Annotated in this window: 13 protein-coding genes; 11 read left to right on the top strand and 2 right to left on the bottom strand. The window is 72.1% G+C overall.

What is annotated here, in order from left to right; genetic code table 11:
• Positions 1-50 precede the first annotated feature (50 nt).
• From ABZ172_RS19340 to ABZ172_RS19325, 4 genes are all read left to right on the top strand, one after another.
• Positions 51-1,382, top strand: a complete 1,332-nt coding sequence (locus tag ABZ172_RS19340; RefSeq protein WP_356884942.1) for a nitrate/nitrite transporter — start codon at positions 51-53, stop codon at positions 1,380-1,382.
• A 153-nt stretch (positions 1,383-1,535) separates the two neighbouring features.
• Positions 1,536-2,681, top strand: coding sequence for a uroporphyrinogen-III synthase (locus tag ABZ172_RS19335; RefSeq protein WP_356884941.1), 1,146 nt, complete (start codon positions 1,536-1,538; stop codon positions 2,679-2,681).
• A gap of 67 nt (positions 2,682-2,748) precedes the next feature.
• On the top strand, positions 2,749-3,312 hold the full coding sequence (locus ABZ172_RS19330; protein ID WP_356884940.1) for a GNAT family protein: 564 nt from the start codon (positions 2,749-2,751) through the stop codon (positions 3,310-3,312).
• A 171-nt stretch (positions 3,313-3,483) separates the two neighbouring features.
• On the top strand, positions 3,484-3,633 hold the full coding sequence (locus ABZ172_RS19325) for a hypothetical protein (RefSeq protein WP_356884939.1): 150 nt from the start codon (positions 3,484-3,486) through the stop codon (positions 3,631-3,633).
• 38 nt (positions 3,634-3,671) lie between these two features.
• Here the strand turns inward: ABZ172_RS19325 and ABZ172_RS19320 are convergent, their stop codons facing one another.
• The gene (locus ABZ172_RS19320) at positions 3,672-5,552 is read right to left on the bottom strand and encodes an SMI1/KNR4 family protein (RefSeq protein ID WP_356884938.1); all 1,881 of its coding nucleotides are present in this window, start codon (positions 5,550-5,552) and stop codon (positions 3,672-3,674) included.
• A gap of 207 nt (positions 5,553-5,759) precedes the next feature.
• On the opposite strand from ABZ172_RS19320, the gene ABZ172_RS19315 reads away from it, so the two are divergent.
• The 4 genes from ABZ172_RS19315 (at position 5,760) to ABZ172_RS19300 (ending at position 11,490) form a co-directional block, all read left to right on the top strand.
• The gene (locus ABZ172_RS19315) at positions 5,760-6,350 is read left to right on the top strand and encodes a CGNR zinc finger domain-containing protein (protein ID WP_356884937.1); all 591 of its coding nucleotides are present in this window, start codon (positions 5,760-5,762) and stop codon (positions 6,348-6,350) included.
• Positions 6,351-6,460: 110 nt separating this feature from the next.
• Positions 6,461-8,830, top strand: a complete 2,370-nt coding sequence (locus tag ABZ172_RS19310) for a UvrD-helicase domain-containing protein (protein ID WP_356884936.1) — start codon at positions 6,461-6,463, stop codon at positions 8,828-8,830.
• A gap of 486 nt (positions 8,831-9,316) precedes the next feature.
• Entirely contained in the window at positions 9,317-10,750 is a 1,434-nt protein-coding gene (locus tag ABZ172_RS19305; protein ID WP_356884935.1) for an NAD-dependent malic enzyme, read from the top strand.
• A 458-nt stretch (positions 10,751-11,208) separates the two neighbouring features.
• Positions 11,209-11,490, top strand: coding sequence for an HU family DNA-binding protein (locus tag ABZ172_RS19300; protein WP_003968811.1), 282 nt, complete (start codon positions 11,209-11,211; stop codon positions 11,488-11,490).
• Positions 11,491-11,958: 468 nt separating this feature from the next.
• On the opposite strand, the gene murA is transcribed toward ABZ172_RS19300, so the two are convergent.
• A complete protein-coding gene (gene murA / locus ABZ172_RS19295) occupies positions 11,959-13,299 on the bottom strand; it encodes a UDP-N-acetylglucosamine 1-carboxyvinyltransferase (protein WP_356884934.1) in 1,341 nt (446 codons plus the stop codon).
• 295 nt (positions 13,300-13,594) lie between these two features.
• Between murA and ABZ172_RS19290 the strand changes: the two genes are divergently transcribed.
• The 3 genes from ABZ172_RS19290 (at position 13,595) to ABZ172_RS19280 (ending at position 16,097) form a co-directional block, all read left to right on the top strand.
• The gene (locus ABZ172_RS19290) at positions 13,595-14,197 is read left to right on the top strand and encodes a YqgE/AlgH family protein (protein WP_356884933.1); all 603 of its coding nucleotides are present in this window, start codon (positions 13,595-13,597) and stop codon (positions 14,195-14,197) included.
• A gap of 30 nt (positions 14,198-14,227) precedes the next feature.
• The gene (locus ABZ172_RS19285; protein ID WP_356884932.1) at positions 14,228-14,527 is read left to right on the top strand and encodes a DUF3039 domain-containing protein; all 300 of its coding nucleotides are present in this window, start codon (positions 14,228-14,230) and stop codon (positions 14,525-14,527) included.
• Between the two features lie 265 nt (positions 14,528-14,792).
• Complete coding sequence (locus tag ABZ172_RS19280) at positions 14,793-16,097, top strand: extracellular solute-binding protein (protein ID WP_356884931.1); 1,305 nt, start codon at positions 14,793-14,795, stop codon at positions 16,095-16,097.
• Position 16,098: the final 1 nt, after the last annotated feature.

Here is a 16,098-nt window from a genome sequence, read left to right as displayed (position 1 = left end):
TCGCCTAGCGTCGGCACGACAACATCCTGAGAACTCTGTGGAGGCGCGAGATGGCCGGTCGTTGGATCGAGCGGTGGGAGCCGGAGGACGAGGCCTTCTGGCGGGAGACGGGGGAGCGGACCGCCCGCAGGAACCTGTGGCTCTCCGTGTTCTCGGAGCACATCGGGTTCTCCGTGTGGTCCCTGTGGTCCGTCATGGTCCTGTTCATGGGGCCGGAGTACGGCGTCGACCCGGCGGGGAAGTTCTTCCTGATCTCCACCGCCACCCTGGTCGGCGCCCTCGTCCGGGTGCCCTACACCTTCGCCGTCGCCCTGTTCGGCGGGCGCAACTGGACCGTCTTCAGCGCGCTGGCGCTCCTGGTGCCGACCGGTGCCGCCTACTGGGTGATGGAGCCCGGCACCTCGTACACCACCTTCCTCGTCGTCTCCGCGCTCACCGGCCTGGGAGGAGGCAACTTCGCCTCCTCGATGACGAACATCAACGCCTTCTTCCCGCTGCGCCGGAAGGGCTGGGCGCTCGGGCTCAACGCGGGCGGCGGCAACGTCGGCGTCCCGGTCGTCCAGCTCGTCGGCCTGCTGGTCATCGGCACGGCCGGTGCCGCGCACCCGCGGATCGTGCTCGGCGTGTACATACCGCTGATCGTCGTCGCCGCACTCTGCGCGGCACTCAGGATGGACAACCTCCGGCCCGTGCGGAACGACACCGGGGCCGCGCTCCAGGTGCTGCGCGCACCCCACACCTGGATCATGTCGGCGCTCTACATCGGCACCTTCGGCTCGTTCATCGGCTACGGCTTCGCCTTCGGACTCGTGCTGCAGACCCAGTTCGGCCGTACCCCGCTGCAGGCCGCCTCGCTCACGTTCATCGGCCCCCTGCTCGGCTCCCTGATCCGTCCGGCGGGCGGCTGGCTCGCCGACCGCTACGGCGGCGCCCGGATCACCCTGTGGACCTTCGCGGCCATGGCGGCGGCGACCGGAGTCGTCGTGTACGCCTCGGGCGCCGAGTCGCTCGCGGTGTTCCTCGTCGGCTTCATCGCGCTGTTCGTGCTGACGGGGCTGGGCAACGGCTCCACGTTCAAGATGATCCCGGGCATCTTCCACGCACAGGGGGTCGCCGAGGGGCTGCGCGGCGAGGAGGCCGCGGCCCACGGGCGGCGGCTGTCCGGCGCGGCCATGGGCATCATCGGCGCCGTCGGTGCGCTGGGCGGCCTCGCGATCAACCTCGCGTTCCGCCAGTCCTTCGCCGCCTCGGGCACCGGAACGGCCGCCTTCTGGTGCTTCCTCGGCTTCTACGCCGTCTGCTTCGCCCTCACCTGGGCGGTATACCTTCGGCGTCCCGCGGCGGTCGCCACCAAGCCCCGGCTCAGCTACGCCGAGGTGTGAGACCGCCGCCGTCCGCCGCAGGACGTAACGGGCGGGAAATACAGGAGGACCGAGACCGTCACGCGGAATTGACAGGCTCGGTCCTCCGCACCAGCGGGCACCAGCGGGACGAGACCAGCGGGCACCAGCGGGACGAGAGCCGGGTATCATTCCATGCACGACGACGACGCACAGCACGGGCCTCTGGCGGGCTTCACGGTCGGGGTGACCGCAGCCCGTCGCGCGGAGGAGCTCGGGACGCTCCTCACCCGCAGGGGCGCCGCGGTGCTCCACGCGCCCGCCCTGCGGATCGTCCCGCTCGCCGACGACCGCGAACTCCTGGCCGCCACCGAGGAACTCGTCGCCGATCCGCCGGACGTGGTGATCGCCACCACCGCCATCGGCTTCCGGGGCTGGGTGGAGGCCGCCGAGGGCTGGGGCATCGGCGAAAGGCTGCTCGACCTGCTGCGCGGTACGGAGCTGCTGGCCCGCGGCCCCAAGGTCAAGGGCGCCATCCGGGCGGCCGGTCTGACCGAGGCGTGGTCGCCGCAGTCCGAGTCCATGGCCGAGGTCCTGGACCGGCTGTTGCAGGAGGGCGTCCCGGGCCGCCGGATCGCGCTCCAGCTGCACGGCGAACCGCTGCCCGGCTTCGTCGAGTCGCTCAGGGCGGCGGGCGCCGAGGTCGTCGGCGTGCCCGTCTACCGGTGGATGCCGCCGGAGGACATCGCCCCGCTCGACCGGCTGCTCGACGCCACCGTCGCCCGCGGCCTGGACGCCCTCACCTTCACCAGCGCCCCCGCCGCCGCCTCCTTCCTGAAGCGTGCGGAGGGCCGCGGGACCCTCCCGGAGCTGCTGGACGCCCTGAACCACGACGTCGTGACGGCGTGCGTGGGACCGGTGACCGCCCTGCCCCTGCAGGCCAAGGGCATCGACACCGTCCAGCCGGAACGCTTCCGGCTCGGCCCCCTCGTCCAGGTGCTCTGCACCCGGCTGCCCGCCCGGGCCCGCGCGCTCCCCGTCGCCGGCCACCGGGTCGAGATCCGCGGCCACGCCGTGCTGGTCGACGGGGCCCTGCACCCGGTGCCCCCGGCCGGCATGGCCCTGCTGCACACGCTGGCCCGCAGGCCCGGCTGGGTCGTCTCCCGGGCCGACCTGCTGCGGGCCCTGCCCGGCAGCGGCACCGACGAGCACGCGGTGGAGACGGCGATGACCCGGCTGCGCACCGCACTCGGGGCGCCGCGGCTGATCCAGACGGTCGTCAAACGGGGGTACCGGCTCGCGCTGGACCCCTCCGCGGACACCAAGTACGACGGTTCCTGAGACCGCGGCTCCCGGCCGGCCGGGGTGCGGCGCGCGGGGGCCGGGGGACACCCCTTAGCGTGCGGGGATGACCGACGACATCCACCCCCTGACGGACGGGGTCAGGCTCAGGCCGGTGACCCCCGGCGACGCGGAGTCCTTCGCCGAGACCCTGACCCGCAGCCGTGCGTACATGCGGCGCTGGGAGCCTGTCCGCCCCGACGCCTTCTACACCGCCGACGGCCAGGCCGGCCGGCTCGCCGGGCTGCTGGCCGACCGGGACGCGGGGCGCGCGATGCCCTGGGCGCTGGCCGACGAGCAGGACCGGATCGTGGGGGCCCTGACACTGGCCTCCATCGAGCGCGGGCCGTTCCGCAACGCCCGGCTCGGCTACTGGATCGACGTCGACCGGGCGGGCCGCGGCCTGGCCACGGCCGCCGTCACCCGGGTGTGCGCACTGGCCCGGGACGGGCTCGGACTGCACCGGATCGAGGCCGGGACGGTCCTGGACAACCTGGCCTCGCAGCGGGTCCTGGCCAAGTGCGGGTTCGAGCCGTACGGCACGGCGCCGCGCTACCTCCACATCGACGGCGCGTGGCAGGACCACCGGATGTTCCAGCGCATCCTGCACGACGGCCCGCCGGAGGGCTGAACGGCGGGCGCCTGCCGTACCGGTGGCAGGCCGGCGGCCGCCGCGACGGCCCGGCGGGCACGAACCCCGCCCGGAGCGCAGCGGCACGCCTCGGCTCCGGCGGGAGGGGCGCGGACAGGACACGGCGGGGCAGTCCGTCCACGCGAGGGCGGTGACGACGGTGGGCGCGTCGTGGTCGGCACCGGCGAACGGCAACCACCCGCCGACGGCGACATGCCGGCCATCGCCCTGCACCGCCACGGCGTGAAGGAGTCCGCCACCGCCACCGGCGTGCACCTCGGCGTCGGCCGCTCCCTCCTGTACGGGACTGTGACCGCGTAAGACGGAGGTGCACGACGCATCCGCCAACGCGCGGCACATCAGCTGATGGAGAGCCTGATGTGCGTCTCCCCGGTTCGCGGCGGCCGAGTCCATGAGCGGGTGGCGAACGTGTGCAGCCGTCCGCAGGTGATCGCGTGGCGTGGCAGTCGGACGCCGAACTCACCGGTGATGGCCTCCAGGAGCGACCGTTCCGCATCGTCGCCCTCCCCCCGGGATCCGAAGAACCGCTCCGGGTCCAGTGCCTGTGGGACTTCTCCCGTTCGGTGTATCACTCCGCCCGAATACGTGAAGGCGTACTGCTCGGCACAGTCCTGCGCTACGGAAAGATGGAAGAACGGATCCCCGTGCCAGGACCTCAAACCGCTCCACACGACCACCGCGCGGGTGCCTTCGCTGGCGGCTGCGGCTGGGGAGACGAACCGCTTCGGGGCCACTTGCGCCGGGTCGCCGTCGAAAGCGAAGCTCCAACGGGTGCCGGCCTGGCCGACCACCATGAGGGCTCTGTCGTCGTCGGGCGAGAACTCCTTCCGTCCGCGGAGCGATCGCCTGCGGACTTCGTCGCAGGTCAAATGATCACTCAGCGCTGCCTCGTTCCCGTCCGCGAGACGTCCTGGCAGGTTCTCCGGCTCCACGCCTTCGACCAGGACGAACCGGTACGACGTGAGGTGGTGGGCCTCCGGACGCGCGAGCCACGCCAGGCCGTCCGGGTCGAGGCCGGCCGTCGGGCTCGGTCCCTCACCCGTCTGCCCGCCCCGGGGGGTGGACAGCAGCTCGCGGCCCCGTTCCGGGGTCAGCAAGGGGCCGAGAAGGGGGTCTGCCACCCACCCCAGCGGCGCCAGGTGGTCGGGGCCCAACGGCTGCCACACCGGCAGAGCGTCGATCAGCCTGCGCCATGCCCCGTCGGTGTCGCCCCATCGAGCCAGCTCCCGCGCCTGGGCGACCGCTTGCCCGAACGGTCCGGCCGCCGTGTACCGGTAGGTGCCTTTGCGCGCTTGCTCCAGCATCTCGTAGGCCAGCGACACCACGTCCTCACCGGCTCCCCTGAGGTGGAACTTCAGCGTCGAGTCGTCCCTGCGCGCGTGCTCGGCGGCCAGGGCCGGCAGCAGTTCGGCCGCGTACTGCGGATCGGTCACCAGGTCCTGGAAATACACCATGTAGGTCTGTCCGAGAAGGCGGCGAATCTGGTCACCCAGCCCGGCGGCGCACGGTCTGCCGTACTCCTTCGCCTCGTCCAGTGTCTGTGCGGCCCGTTCCCAATCGCCACGCAATGCCTCCAGCCGGGCCCGGCCCACCAGGGCGTCCAGCTCTCGTGTGGTGTCGTTGGTGAACTCCGGCGCCCCGTCGGCCGTGCGGGCATGAAGCGCGTGGAACTCCCGGTACCTGTCCCGCATGAACTCGACGAAGTTCGCGTGGCGCTCGGGGGGCTCGGCCAGCCAGCTCGCCCACGTGTACACGGCCCACTCGCCCTCCTCGTCCACGTCATCGGGATCCAGAACGACGTACGTGACGTCGGACTCGACGTCGAGCTGGAGCCCGTGCCGCCAGACGTCCGCAGCCCGCCGCTCGGCGGGCCCGGCGTCGTCGTCCAGGTACTCCCCGAACATGTCCGCGAGTCCGGACTCGTTGTTGTGCCAGCGCGTGTCCTTGGTCCCCGCCAGCAGCCAGATGAACTCACCGGCGTGCTGCCATCCGTCGCTGACCTTGAGGAATTCCCGGTACGACGGGGGCATCCGTCGGCCGAGGCGTTCCTCCATGGCTGCGATGCGCTCCTCGGACGCAGGCGGAAACCCCAGCCAACGGCCACGTCGGGCAGCTTCGTCCTTCTCGTTCAGAGTCTCGTCATCGGGCCGGGAATCCGACCACTCCCCGCTCCATCTGTCCAGGAACGGCCGCCAGTCGAAAGGTGTCGTACGCGCCATGCACCTGATGCTGCCATCCACCGCTGACAGCGCTCTGTGATGCCAGGCGGCCACCGAGTCGTCCCGCGACCGGCCCGATGACGTTCTCTCGACCCCTGGCCTCCACTCCGCGCACGACACGGCCCGGCGGGAGGGGTACCGGGCGGGGCCGGATGCGGGCACTCTGGGGGCGACCCCACAGGTGAACCCCGAGGCGGTGACAGGCTCATGGCGGAGGGCACCGGTGCGTACGGCCGGCGGTTCGACTCGGGCCGGGTCTGCCTGGACCTGGTGGCGACCGGGGCCGAGACCTCCGGCGCCCGGGAGCGGCTCGACCGTCCCGCACGCCTCGCCGAGTGGCTGGTGTCCTCGCGCCTGGTCCCGCGCGGCACGCCCCTGGAGGCCGTCGACGAGACCTGGCTGGACCGCTTCCTGCACCTGCGGACGTGCGTCGACCGGCTGATGACGGCTCAGCTGTCCGGCGGGAGCGCCGAAGACGCCCTGGAGCGGGTCAACGCGCTGGCCGCGGTCGCCCCGCCGGTCCTGCGGGCCGTGCGGGGACGGGGCGGAGCGCTCGTACGGGTCCTGGGCGCCGACCCGGTGTGCGGGGCGCTGCTCGCCGCGGTGGCACGGGACGCCGTGGACCTGCTGACGGACCCGGTGGCGCGGGCGTCCCTGCGCCGCTGCCAGGGCGATGCCTGCCGGCGGCTCTATCTGGACACCTCGCGGGGGATGCGGCGCCGCTGGTGCTCCAGCGAGATCTGCGGCAACAGGGAGCGGGTGGCCCGGCACCGCCGCCGTGCGCAGACGCCGGCATGACCCGGGCGGAGGCTTCACCACCCGAAACGTGACCGGAGCGGCAGGTGCGCGCGGGGCCCCCTTTCGCGTACGGTTGTCGGCTGCCCGATGCACGTCAGAAGGGGGCCTCGGTGGCCGCGCAGGATGCCGCTGTCGATTCGTTGCGGGACCGGGAGACCGGTGTCGAACAAGAACATCTGGACCGGGTCTACCGCCGTCTCGAAGAGAAGATCGACGAGGCGGAATTTCTCATGGAGGACGCCAGTAAACGTGGCCAGGTGGGCACCCCCGGGGCACTCGCCGAGCGGGACGCCCAGGTCTTCCGCGCCGGGGTCCACCTCAACCGGCTGAACAACGAGTTCGAGGACTTCCTCTTCGGACGGATCGACCTGCTCCGCGGCAAGGACGGCGAGCGCGGACCGGACGGTGCCTTCACCTCCGTCGAGGCCGCCGACGACGCCGTGGCCGAGGACGGCACCGCCTCGATCGCGGAGACCCTGCACATCGGCCGCATCGGAGTGCTGGACTCCGACTACGCGCCCCTGGTGATCGACTGGCGGGCGCCGGCGGCGGCCCCCTTCTACCGCTCGACGCCGAGGGAGCCGGGCAGGGTCGTGCGCCGCCGGGTCATCCGCTCCAAGGGCCGCAGGGTCCTCGGGGTCGAGGACGACCTGATGCGCCCGGAGCTGACCGCCACCCTGGGGGGCGAGACGCTCCCCGTGGTCGGCGACGGCGCCCTGATGGCCGCGCTGGGCCAGGCCCGCAGCCACACGATGCGCGACATCGTCGCGTCGATCCAGGCCGAGCAGGACATGGTCATCCGCGCCCCCGCCGCCTCCGTCACCGAGGTGTCCGGAGGCCCCGGTACGGGCAAGACGGCGGTGGCCTTGCACCGGGCCGCCTACCTCCTCTACCAGGACCGCCGGCGGTACTCGGGCGGCATCCTTGTCGTCTCGCCGACCCCTCTGCTCGTCGCGTACACCGAGGGCGTGCTGCCCTCGCTCGGCGAGGAGGGCCAGGTCGCGATCCGCGCCGTCGGATCGCTGTCCGACGACGCCGCGGGCGCCGAGGGGGCGACCACCTACGACGAGCCCGCCGTCGCCCGGATCAAGGGCGCGTCCCGGATGCTCCACGTGCTGCGCAAGGCGGCCCGCGGGGCGCTGGAGCAGCCCGCGCCCCGGCCCGCCCCCCAGGACGGACAGCTGGAGTTCGGCGAGGCCCCGGCCGAGGCCGGCACCCCGACCCGGCTGAGGGTGGTGGCCTTCGGCGCCCGCATCGAGCTGGAGGCGGAGGAGCTCCGGCGCATCCGGCACAACGTCCTCGGCGGCACGGCACCGGTCAACCTGCTGCGCCCGCGCGCCCGCAAGCTGCTCCTGGACGCCCTGTGGAACAAGTCGTCGGGCCGGGGCCGCTACACCGACCCCGAACTGGCCGCCGAACTGCGCTCCTCGTTCGACGAGGACGTGTCCACCGAGACCCCCTTCCTCACCTTCCTGAACGCCTGGTGGCCGGAGCTCACCCCCCGTCAGGTCCTGGCGGCGATGTCCGACGAGCGGCGCCTGAACCGGTGGGCGCGCCGGATCCTCAACCAGGGTGAGGTGCGCCGGCTGGCCCGTTCGCTGAGACGGCTGGGCGAGGACGGCAGCGGCGCGCTGTCCGTCCACGACGTGGCGCTCCTGGACGAGCTCCAGACGCTGCTGGGCACCCCGGCCCGCCCGAAGCGGAAGCGGGAGGCCGATCCGCTGGACCAGCTCACCGGGCTGGAGGAGCTGATGCCGCAGCGCGAGGAGACCCAGCGCGAGCGGGCCGAGCGGCTGGCCGCCGAGCGCACCGAGTACGCCCACGTCATCGTCGACGAGGCGCAGGACCTCACGCCCATGCAGTGGCGGATGGTCGGCCGCCGCGGCCGGCACGCGACCTGGACGATCGTCGGGGACGCGGCCCAGTCCTCCTGGTCCGACCCCGACGAGGCGTCCGCCGCCCGCGACGAGGCGCTCGGCAACCGGCCGCGGCGCCACTTCACCCTCACCGTGAACTATCGCAACCCGGCGGAGATCGCCGCGCTCGCGGCCAAGGTGCTGGCGCTGGCCATGCCGGGGATGGAGTCCCCGGCCGCGGTCCGCTCCACGGGGGTCGAGCCGCGCTTCGAGACGGTGCGGGACGGCGACCTCGCCGCGACCGTGCGGGAGGAGGCCCGCAGGCTCCTCGCCCGGGTGGACGGCACCGTCGGGGTGGTCGTGGCGATGAACCGCCGTGCCGAGGCCCGGGGCTGGCTGGAGGAGCTCGGCGCGCGCGTCGTGGCGCTGGGGAGCCTGGAGGCGAAGGGCCTGGAGTACGACGCCACGGTGGTGGTCTCGCCCGCGGAGATCGCCGACGAGTCCCCGGCCGGCCTGCGGGTCCTGTACGTGGCCCTCACCCGGGCGACGCAGCAGCTCACCGTGGTCTCGGGGGAGCGCGACATGCCGGACGGCGACGGGGTTCCCGACCTGCTGAGGGACTGAGCGGAGCCGGCCGGAGCCGGGAGGGGAAGCCTTTCTGCGAGTCAACCCGTCGCACGGGAGTCACTTCTCCGAGGTGTTTGTTAGCCTGATAACGGCACCGGCTCGATCCAAGCCCCCGGGCCCAACCTTCGTCGCCACGAGCGACCACTTGCCGCGAGGCGAGCATGGCGGGCCGGTGTCATTGACTCGCAGAAGACAGACCCGCGTCACCTGATGGTGGCGCGGGTCTGTTCGTGTATGGGGGGGGGCGCCCGCCCTGGGGGAAGGAGGCGAACCCCGCACGAACAGCCCCGCCCGGCCGCTGCCCCGGCTCCCGGCGGACCGGGGTGACGCCGAACGGCAACTTCTCGTATGGTGGAAACAAATTTCCGAAAGGTGGCAGTCATTACCTGCTACCGGTCGGTAGGTGCGACGATCGGAACGCACGTGCGGGCTGAGCCCCGTTCACGTGCGGCAACGAAGCTCAGGAAAGCGAAGGACTCGGCCATGGCAACGGCGCCCAGCGTCTCGTACTCGATGACGGTCCGGCTGGAGGTGCCCGCGAGCGGCACAGCGGTCTCCCAGCTGACCACGGCCGTGGAGTCCTCCGGTGGCTCGGTCACCGGCCTCGACGTGACGGCCTCCGGTCACGAGAAGCTGCGGATCGACGTCACGATCGCGGCTTCCTCGACCTCGCACGCCGACGAGATCGTCGAGGGTCTGCGCGACATCGACGGCGTCGTGCTGGGCAAGGTCTCCGACCGTACGTTCCTCATGCACCTCGGCGGCAAGATCGAGATGGCGTCCAAGCACCCCATCCGCAGCCGTGACGACCTCTCGATGATCTACACCCCGGGCGTGGCCCGGGTGTGCATGGCGATCGCCGAGAACCCCGAGGACGCCCGCCGCCTGACCATCAAGCGGAACTCCGTCGCGGTGGTCACGGACGGCTCCGCGGTGCTCGGCCTCGGCAACATCGGCCCGATGGCCTCGCTCCCCGTGATGGAGGGCAAGGCGGCCCTCTTCAAGCGGTTCGCCGGCATCGACGCCTGGCCGATCTGCCTGGACACGCAGAACACCGACGAGATCGTCTCGATCGTCCGTGCGATCGCCCCGGGCTTCGCCGGGATCAACCTGGAGGACATCTCCGCCCCCCGCTGCTTCGAGATCGAGGCACGGCTGCGCGAGGCCCTGGACATCCCCGTCTTCCACGACGACCAGCACGGCACCGCGATCGTCGTCCTCGCCGCGCTCACCAACGCGCTGCGCGTCGTCGGCAAGGCGATCGGTGACGTACGGGTCGTCATGTCCGGTGCCGGGGCGGCCGGTACGGCCATCCTGAAGCTGCTCATCGCGGCCGGCGTCAAGCACGCGGTCGTCGCCGACATCCACGGCGTGGTGCACGCGGGCCGCGAGGACCTGGTGGACGCCACCCCGGACTCCCCGCTGCGCTGGATCGCCGACAACACCAACCCGGAGGGCGTCACCGGCACCCTCAAGGAGGCCGTGGCCGGCTCCGACGTCTTCATCGGGGTCTCCGCCCCCAACGTCCTGGACGGCTCCGACGTCGCGGCCATGGCGGAGGGCGCGATCGTGTTCGCGCTCGCGAACCCGGACCCGGAGGTGGACCCGGCGGTCGCCCGCGAGACGGCCGCGGTCGTCGCCACCGGACGCTCCGACTTCCCGAACCAGATCAACAACGTGCTGGTCTTCCCGGGTGTCTTCCGCGGTCTGCTGGACGCTCAGTCCCGCACCGTCAACACGGAGATGATGCTCGCCGCGGCGGGCGCCCTCGCCGACGTCGTCGCGGAGGACGAGGTGAACGCGAACTACATCATCCCGTCGGTCTTCAACGACAAGGTCGCGGGTGCCGTCGCCGGCGCCGTCCGGGAGGCCGCGAAGGCGGCCGGGGTCGCCGAGGCGGCCTCCGACACCGTCTGAGGGCCCCTGCGGTCCGGCAGGCCGGCCGTCCTGCCGGCCGGACCGCCCGCACAGACGTCCGGACGGCCCTGCGGTACGCCGTCCGGGCGTACGGCGGAGCCGTCCCGGGCCGCCCCTGACGGTGCCGTAGGTCACGTCCGGGTGCCCCGTACGGCGCGTCGCGGGTCGCGACGTCCCAAACGCCCCTTTAGGGTGGGCGGGCAGCGAGCCCCACCGGCCCGGCATCCGCTGCGGACCGCTCCAACAAGTCGACGGAACGTCATCACGGCCACGCGGTGGTGTGTTTCGTGTGACGCCGAGTGGTTCCGGATTGGCGTTAGCGCCGCAGGTGGGGGCAGGATGCGTATTCGGGCGCGAGGGTCTGACATCAGACCCGGGTCCGGGGACTGTCAGAGGGCCCTGGCAGCATCGGCTTCGATCTCACGCCTCACAGGCAAGAAGAACACGGGAGTACACACATGAACCGCAGTGAGCTGGTGGCCGCCCTGGCCGACCGTGCCGAGGTGACCCGCAAGGACGCGGACGCCGTTCTGGCCGCGCTCGCCGAGACCGTCGGCGAGATCGTCGCCAAGGGCGACGAGAAGGTCACCATCCCCGGCTTCCTGACCTTCGAGCGCACCCACCGTGCCGCTCGCACCGCTCGTAACCCGCAGACCGGCGACCCGATCAACATCCCGGCCGGCTACAGCGTGAAGGTCTCCGCGGGCTCCAAGCTCAAGGAAGCCGCCAAGGGCAAGTAAGTCCCCCTGGGCAGCAACAAGAAGGGCGGCCGTCCCGACCGGACGGCCGCCCTTCGGCGTTCCCGGGGACCCGGAGACCTGCCCTGAGCTGCCCCGGGCCGTCCCGGCCCGCTCGCGGGCGGGGCGCGGCGCCTGTGCGGAGGCTGTGGGGCGGGCTGCGGCTCCCCGGCCCCTCCGGCGGCCCGGGGGAGCCCGGTCCGTCCCGTTCGGCGCTGTACGGGCGTTCTGCGGCGCCGCCGCCGACACGGGTGGCCGCCCGCCGTCCGGGTCCCTGCCGCCGGGCCGGGCCGTCGTGCCGTAGGCGTCCCGGCCGCCGGGCCGTCCCGCCGCCGGGACGCGTACGGCACGTGAAAGTCCGCCGCCCCGGTCCCTCGTGAGGGGGGCCGGGGCGGCGGACCGTGGTGCGGGGGTGCGCAGTGCTGTGTGCGGCAGCACTGTGCGCGCGCCGGAGCGCGCCGGGGTGGTGCGTCAGACGAGTGCGCCGCCGGGGAGTTCGACCTTGGCGCCGAGCTTCTCCAGCTTGTCCATGAAGTTCTCGTAGCCGCGGTTGATCAGGTCGATGCCGTGCACCCGGGACGTGCCCTGGGCCGCGAGGGCGGCGATCAGGTACGAGAACCCGCCGCGCAGGTCCGGGATGACCAGATCCGCGCCCTGGAGCTTCGTGGGCCCGGACACGACCGCCGAGTGCAGGAAGTTCCGCTGGCCGAAGCGGCAGTCGGAGCCCCCGAGGCACTCGCGGTAGAGCTGGATGTGCGCACCCATCTGGTTGAGCGCCGAGGTGAAGCCGAGCCGGGACTCGTAGACCGTCTCGTGGACGATCGACAGCCCGGAGGCCTGCGTCAGGGCCACCACCAGCGGCTGCTGCCAGTCGGTCTGGAAGCCGGGGTGCACGTCCGTCTCCAGCGCGATGGCGTTCAGCGCGCCGCCCGGGTGCCAGAAGCGGATGCCCTCGTCGTCGATCTCGAAGGCGCCGCCGACCCGGCGGAAGGTGTTCAGGAAGGTCATCATCGAGCGCTGCTGGGCGCCCCGCACGTAGATGTTGCCCTCGGTCGCCAGCGCCGCGGACGCCCAGGAGGCGGCCTCCAGCCGGTCCGGGATCGCCCGGTGGGTGTAACCGTCCAGCCGGTCGACACCCGTGATCCGGATGGTCCGGTCGGTGTCCATCGAGATGATCGCGCCCATCTTCTGCAGCACGCAGATGAGGTCCTCGATCTCCGGCTCGACGGCGGCGTTGGACAGCTCGGTGACGCCCTCGGCGAGGACCGCGGTCAGCAGTACCTGCTCGGTGGAGCCGACCGAGGGGTACGGCAGCCGGATCTTGGTGCCGCGGAGCCGCTGCGGCGCCTCCAGGTACTGGCCGTCCGCCCGCTTCTCGATGGTGGCGCCGAACTGGCGGAGCACCTCGAAGTGGAAGTCGATCGGCCGGCCGCCGATGTCGCAGCCGCCCAGGCCCGGGATGAAGGCGTGGCCGAGGCGGTGCAGCAGGGGGCCGCAGAAGAGGATCGGGATGCGCGACGAGCCCGCGTGGGCGTCGATGTCGGCGACGTTCGCGCTCTCGACGTGCGACGGGTCGAGGATGAGTTCGCCCGGCTCGTCACCGGGGCGGACGGTCACGCCGTGCAGCTGCAGCAGACCTCGGACCACCCGCACGTCGCGGATGTCGGGTACGTTGCGGAGCCGGCTGGGCCCGCTGCCGAGCAGCGCGGCGACCATTGCCTTCGGCACCAGGTTCTTGGCGCCTCGGACGCGGATCTCGCCCTCCAGCGGGGTTCCGCCGTGGACAAGCAGGACATCGTCTGTGCCGGTCATGTATCTCGCGTTCCGGAGTGGTCGGGCAGGGGGCCAACAAAAGGGTAATGGGCCGACAGCCCCCTTCCGTAAGGCGCCGGGGGTGCACGGACGTCGCGCCGCCCGTCCGACACGTTCCGCTGGCCGGTCCTCGCACAGGGTCACCGCCCTTCCGGGCCGTGCGGTGCCCCGGTGGACGCCCGTTCCTGGTGTCCCGCACCGCCCCCGTGCGTCCTGAGCTGCGGACGGGCCGCGGCCGGGACCGGGCGGGCCACTTGGGCCCCGCGGAGGGCGAAGATGCGGGATCATCGGTGCCATGACGGAGGTGTCCTCGCTCACAGGGCGGCTGCTCGTGGCCGCACCCGCCCTGGCGGACCCGAATTTCGACCGCGCGGTGGTGCTGCTCCTCGACCACGACGAGGAGGGCTCGCTCGGCGTGGTCCTCAACCGGCCGACCCCGGTCGGCGTCCGGGACATCCTGGAGCCCTGGGCGAGCCTGACCGGGGAACCGGGCGTGGTCTTCCAGGGCGGCCCGGTGTCGCTCGACTCGGCCCTCGGCGTCGCGCTGATCCCCGGGGACGAGGGGGCCTCCGCGAGCTCCGGTCTCCGTCCCGGCGGGGGAGCGGTGCCCCTCGGCTGGCGGCGGGTGCACGGGGCGATCTGCCTGGTGGACCTGGACGCCCCGCCGGAGCTGCTGGCCGCGGAGCTCGGGGCGCTGCGGATCTTCGCCGGATACGCGGGCTGGGGGCCGGGTCAGCTGGAGTCGGAGCTGACGGACGGTGCCTGGTACGTGGTCGAGTCGGAGCCCGGCGACGTCTCGTCCCCGCACCCGGAGCGCCTCTGGCGGGCGGTCCTGCGCCGGCAGCGCAGCGAACTCGCGATGATCGCGACGTATCCGGACGACCCTTCGCTGAACTGATGCACGGGGCTTTCAGTACGCTTGGCAGTTATGAGCACTCTTGAGCCCGAGCGCGGGGCAGGTACGGGGACCCTCGTAGAGCCGACGCCGCAGGTGTCGAACGGCGACGGTGACCACGAGCGCTACGCCCATTACGTCCAGAAGGACAAGATCATGGCGAGCGCCCTGGAGGGCACTCCCGTGGTGGCCCTGTGCGGCAAGGTCTGGGTCCCGGGGCGTGACCCGAAGAAGTATCCGGTCTGTCCCATGTGCAAGGAGATCTACGAGTCCATGGGCGCCGGCGGCGACAAGGACAAGGGCAAGGGCGGCAAGGGCGGCGACAAGAAGTAGCCGGACTCCCGTCCGTCCCTCCACGTTCCTCTCCCCGACTCCGGTTCCGGCCCCCGGGACGCGCGGCGACGCGCATCCCGGGGGCCGTCGTCATGTCCGGGTGCCGGTCTCCGGGCACCGGTCCGCGTTGCACGGGCTGCATCGCGTGGTCACAGAGTGGTTGAGACCACTTGTCGGGGTGCGGGGGCGCGCTTAGTCTCCTGCCAGTTGTGCAGAACGAAATGCACGTTGCATGGAATGCAACGCTGACCGGTAGGGGTTCCGGATGAAGCTTTCTGCTCGAATGGCCGCTCCCGTCGCGGCCCTTGTGCTGGCCGGCCTCACCGCCACCGGCTGCGCGCCGCAGACCTCCGACACCGGCGCCGAGGGTGACAAGAAGACCGGGACCCTCCGCGTCTGGCTCTTCCAGGAGGTCGGCAACAAGCCCAAGGAGAAGGTCGTCGACGCCGCGGTCGCCGCCTTCGAGAAGTCCCACGAGGGCGCCGAGGTCGAGGTCGAGTACATACCCGTCGACACCCGGGCCCAGCGCATCAAGGCCGCCTTCAACGACCCGAAGAGCGCCCCGGACCTCATCGAGTACGGCAACACCGACACCGCCGGCTACGTGAAGGACGGCGGACTGGCCGACATCAGCAAGGAGTTCGCGGCCTGGGACGAGGCCAAGGACACCGACCCGACTGCCAAGCAGTCCGTGACGGTGGACGGAGCGGTGTACGGCGCGCCCCTCTTCGTGGGCGTCCGGGCGCTGTACTACCGAACCGACGTCTTCGACGAACTCGGCATCGAGCCCCCGAAGTCCCAGGACGAGCTGATCTCCACCGCCAAGAAGATCCACCGGGAGAAGCCCGACCTCTACGGCCTCGCGGTGGGCGGCGCGTACACCTACGGCGCCATGCCCTTCATCTGGGCGCACGGCGGCGAACTCGCCGACGAGACCGGGGTGGCCTACGCCTCCGCCGTCAACAGCGAGAAGGCCCGCAAGGGCATCGAGGCCTACACCTCGCTCTTCGGCGACGACAACTGCCCGGCGGCCAAGTGCGCCGCCATGGGCGGCAACGCGACCGTCACCGCCTTCGCGTCGGGCAAGGCGGCCATGGCCATCGGCGGCGACTTCAGCCACGCCGCCGTCGAGGCCGGCAGCGTGAAGGGCTCGTACGCGGTCGTCCCGCTGCCCGGTGTGAAGGACGGCTCGATCGCCCCCGCCTTCGCGGGCGGCAACAACATCGGGGTGCTGAAGAGCAGTGCGCACCGCACCCTCGCGGTCGACCTCATGAAGTCGCTGACCGGCAAGAAGACCCAGGCCGAGATGTTCGACGCGATGGGCTTCCTCCCCACCTACACCGACGTGCGGGACACCGCCGCGGAGAAGGAGCCCTTCGTCGGCCCGTTCGTCACCACGCTCGGCGCCGGCGCGAAGTTCGTCCCGGCCTCCCCGGCCTGGGGCCAGATCGACGCCTCTCTGATCCTGCCGACCATGTTCCAGGAGATCGTCAGCGGCCGTAAGGACGTGGCCGCCGCCTCGGACGACGCGGCGAAGAAGATGGACGCGGCGTTCGCCGAAGCGGGCTGAC

Origin of the sequence: Streptomyces sp. NPDC006296 (assembly GCF_040613235.1) — a bacterium.
In the GTDB taxonomy this organism is placed as follows: Bacteria; Actinomycetota; Actinomycetes; order Streptomycetales; family Streptomycetaceae; genus Streptomyces.
Note: the sequence above shows the minus strand (reverse complement) of the source record. Positions and strands in the feature narration are given on the sequence as shown.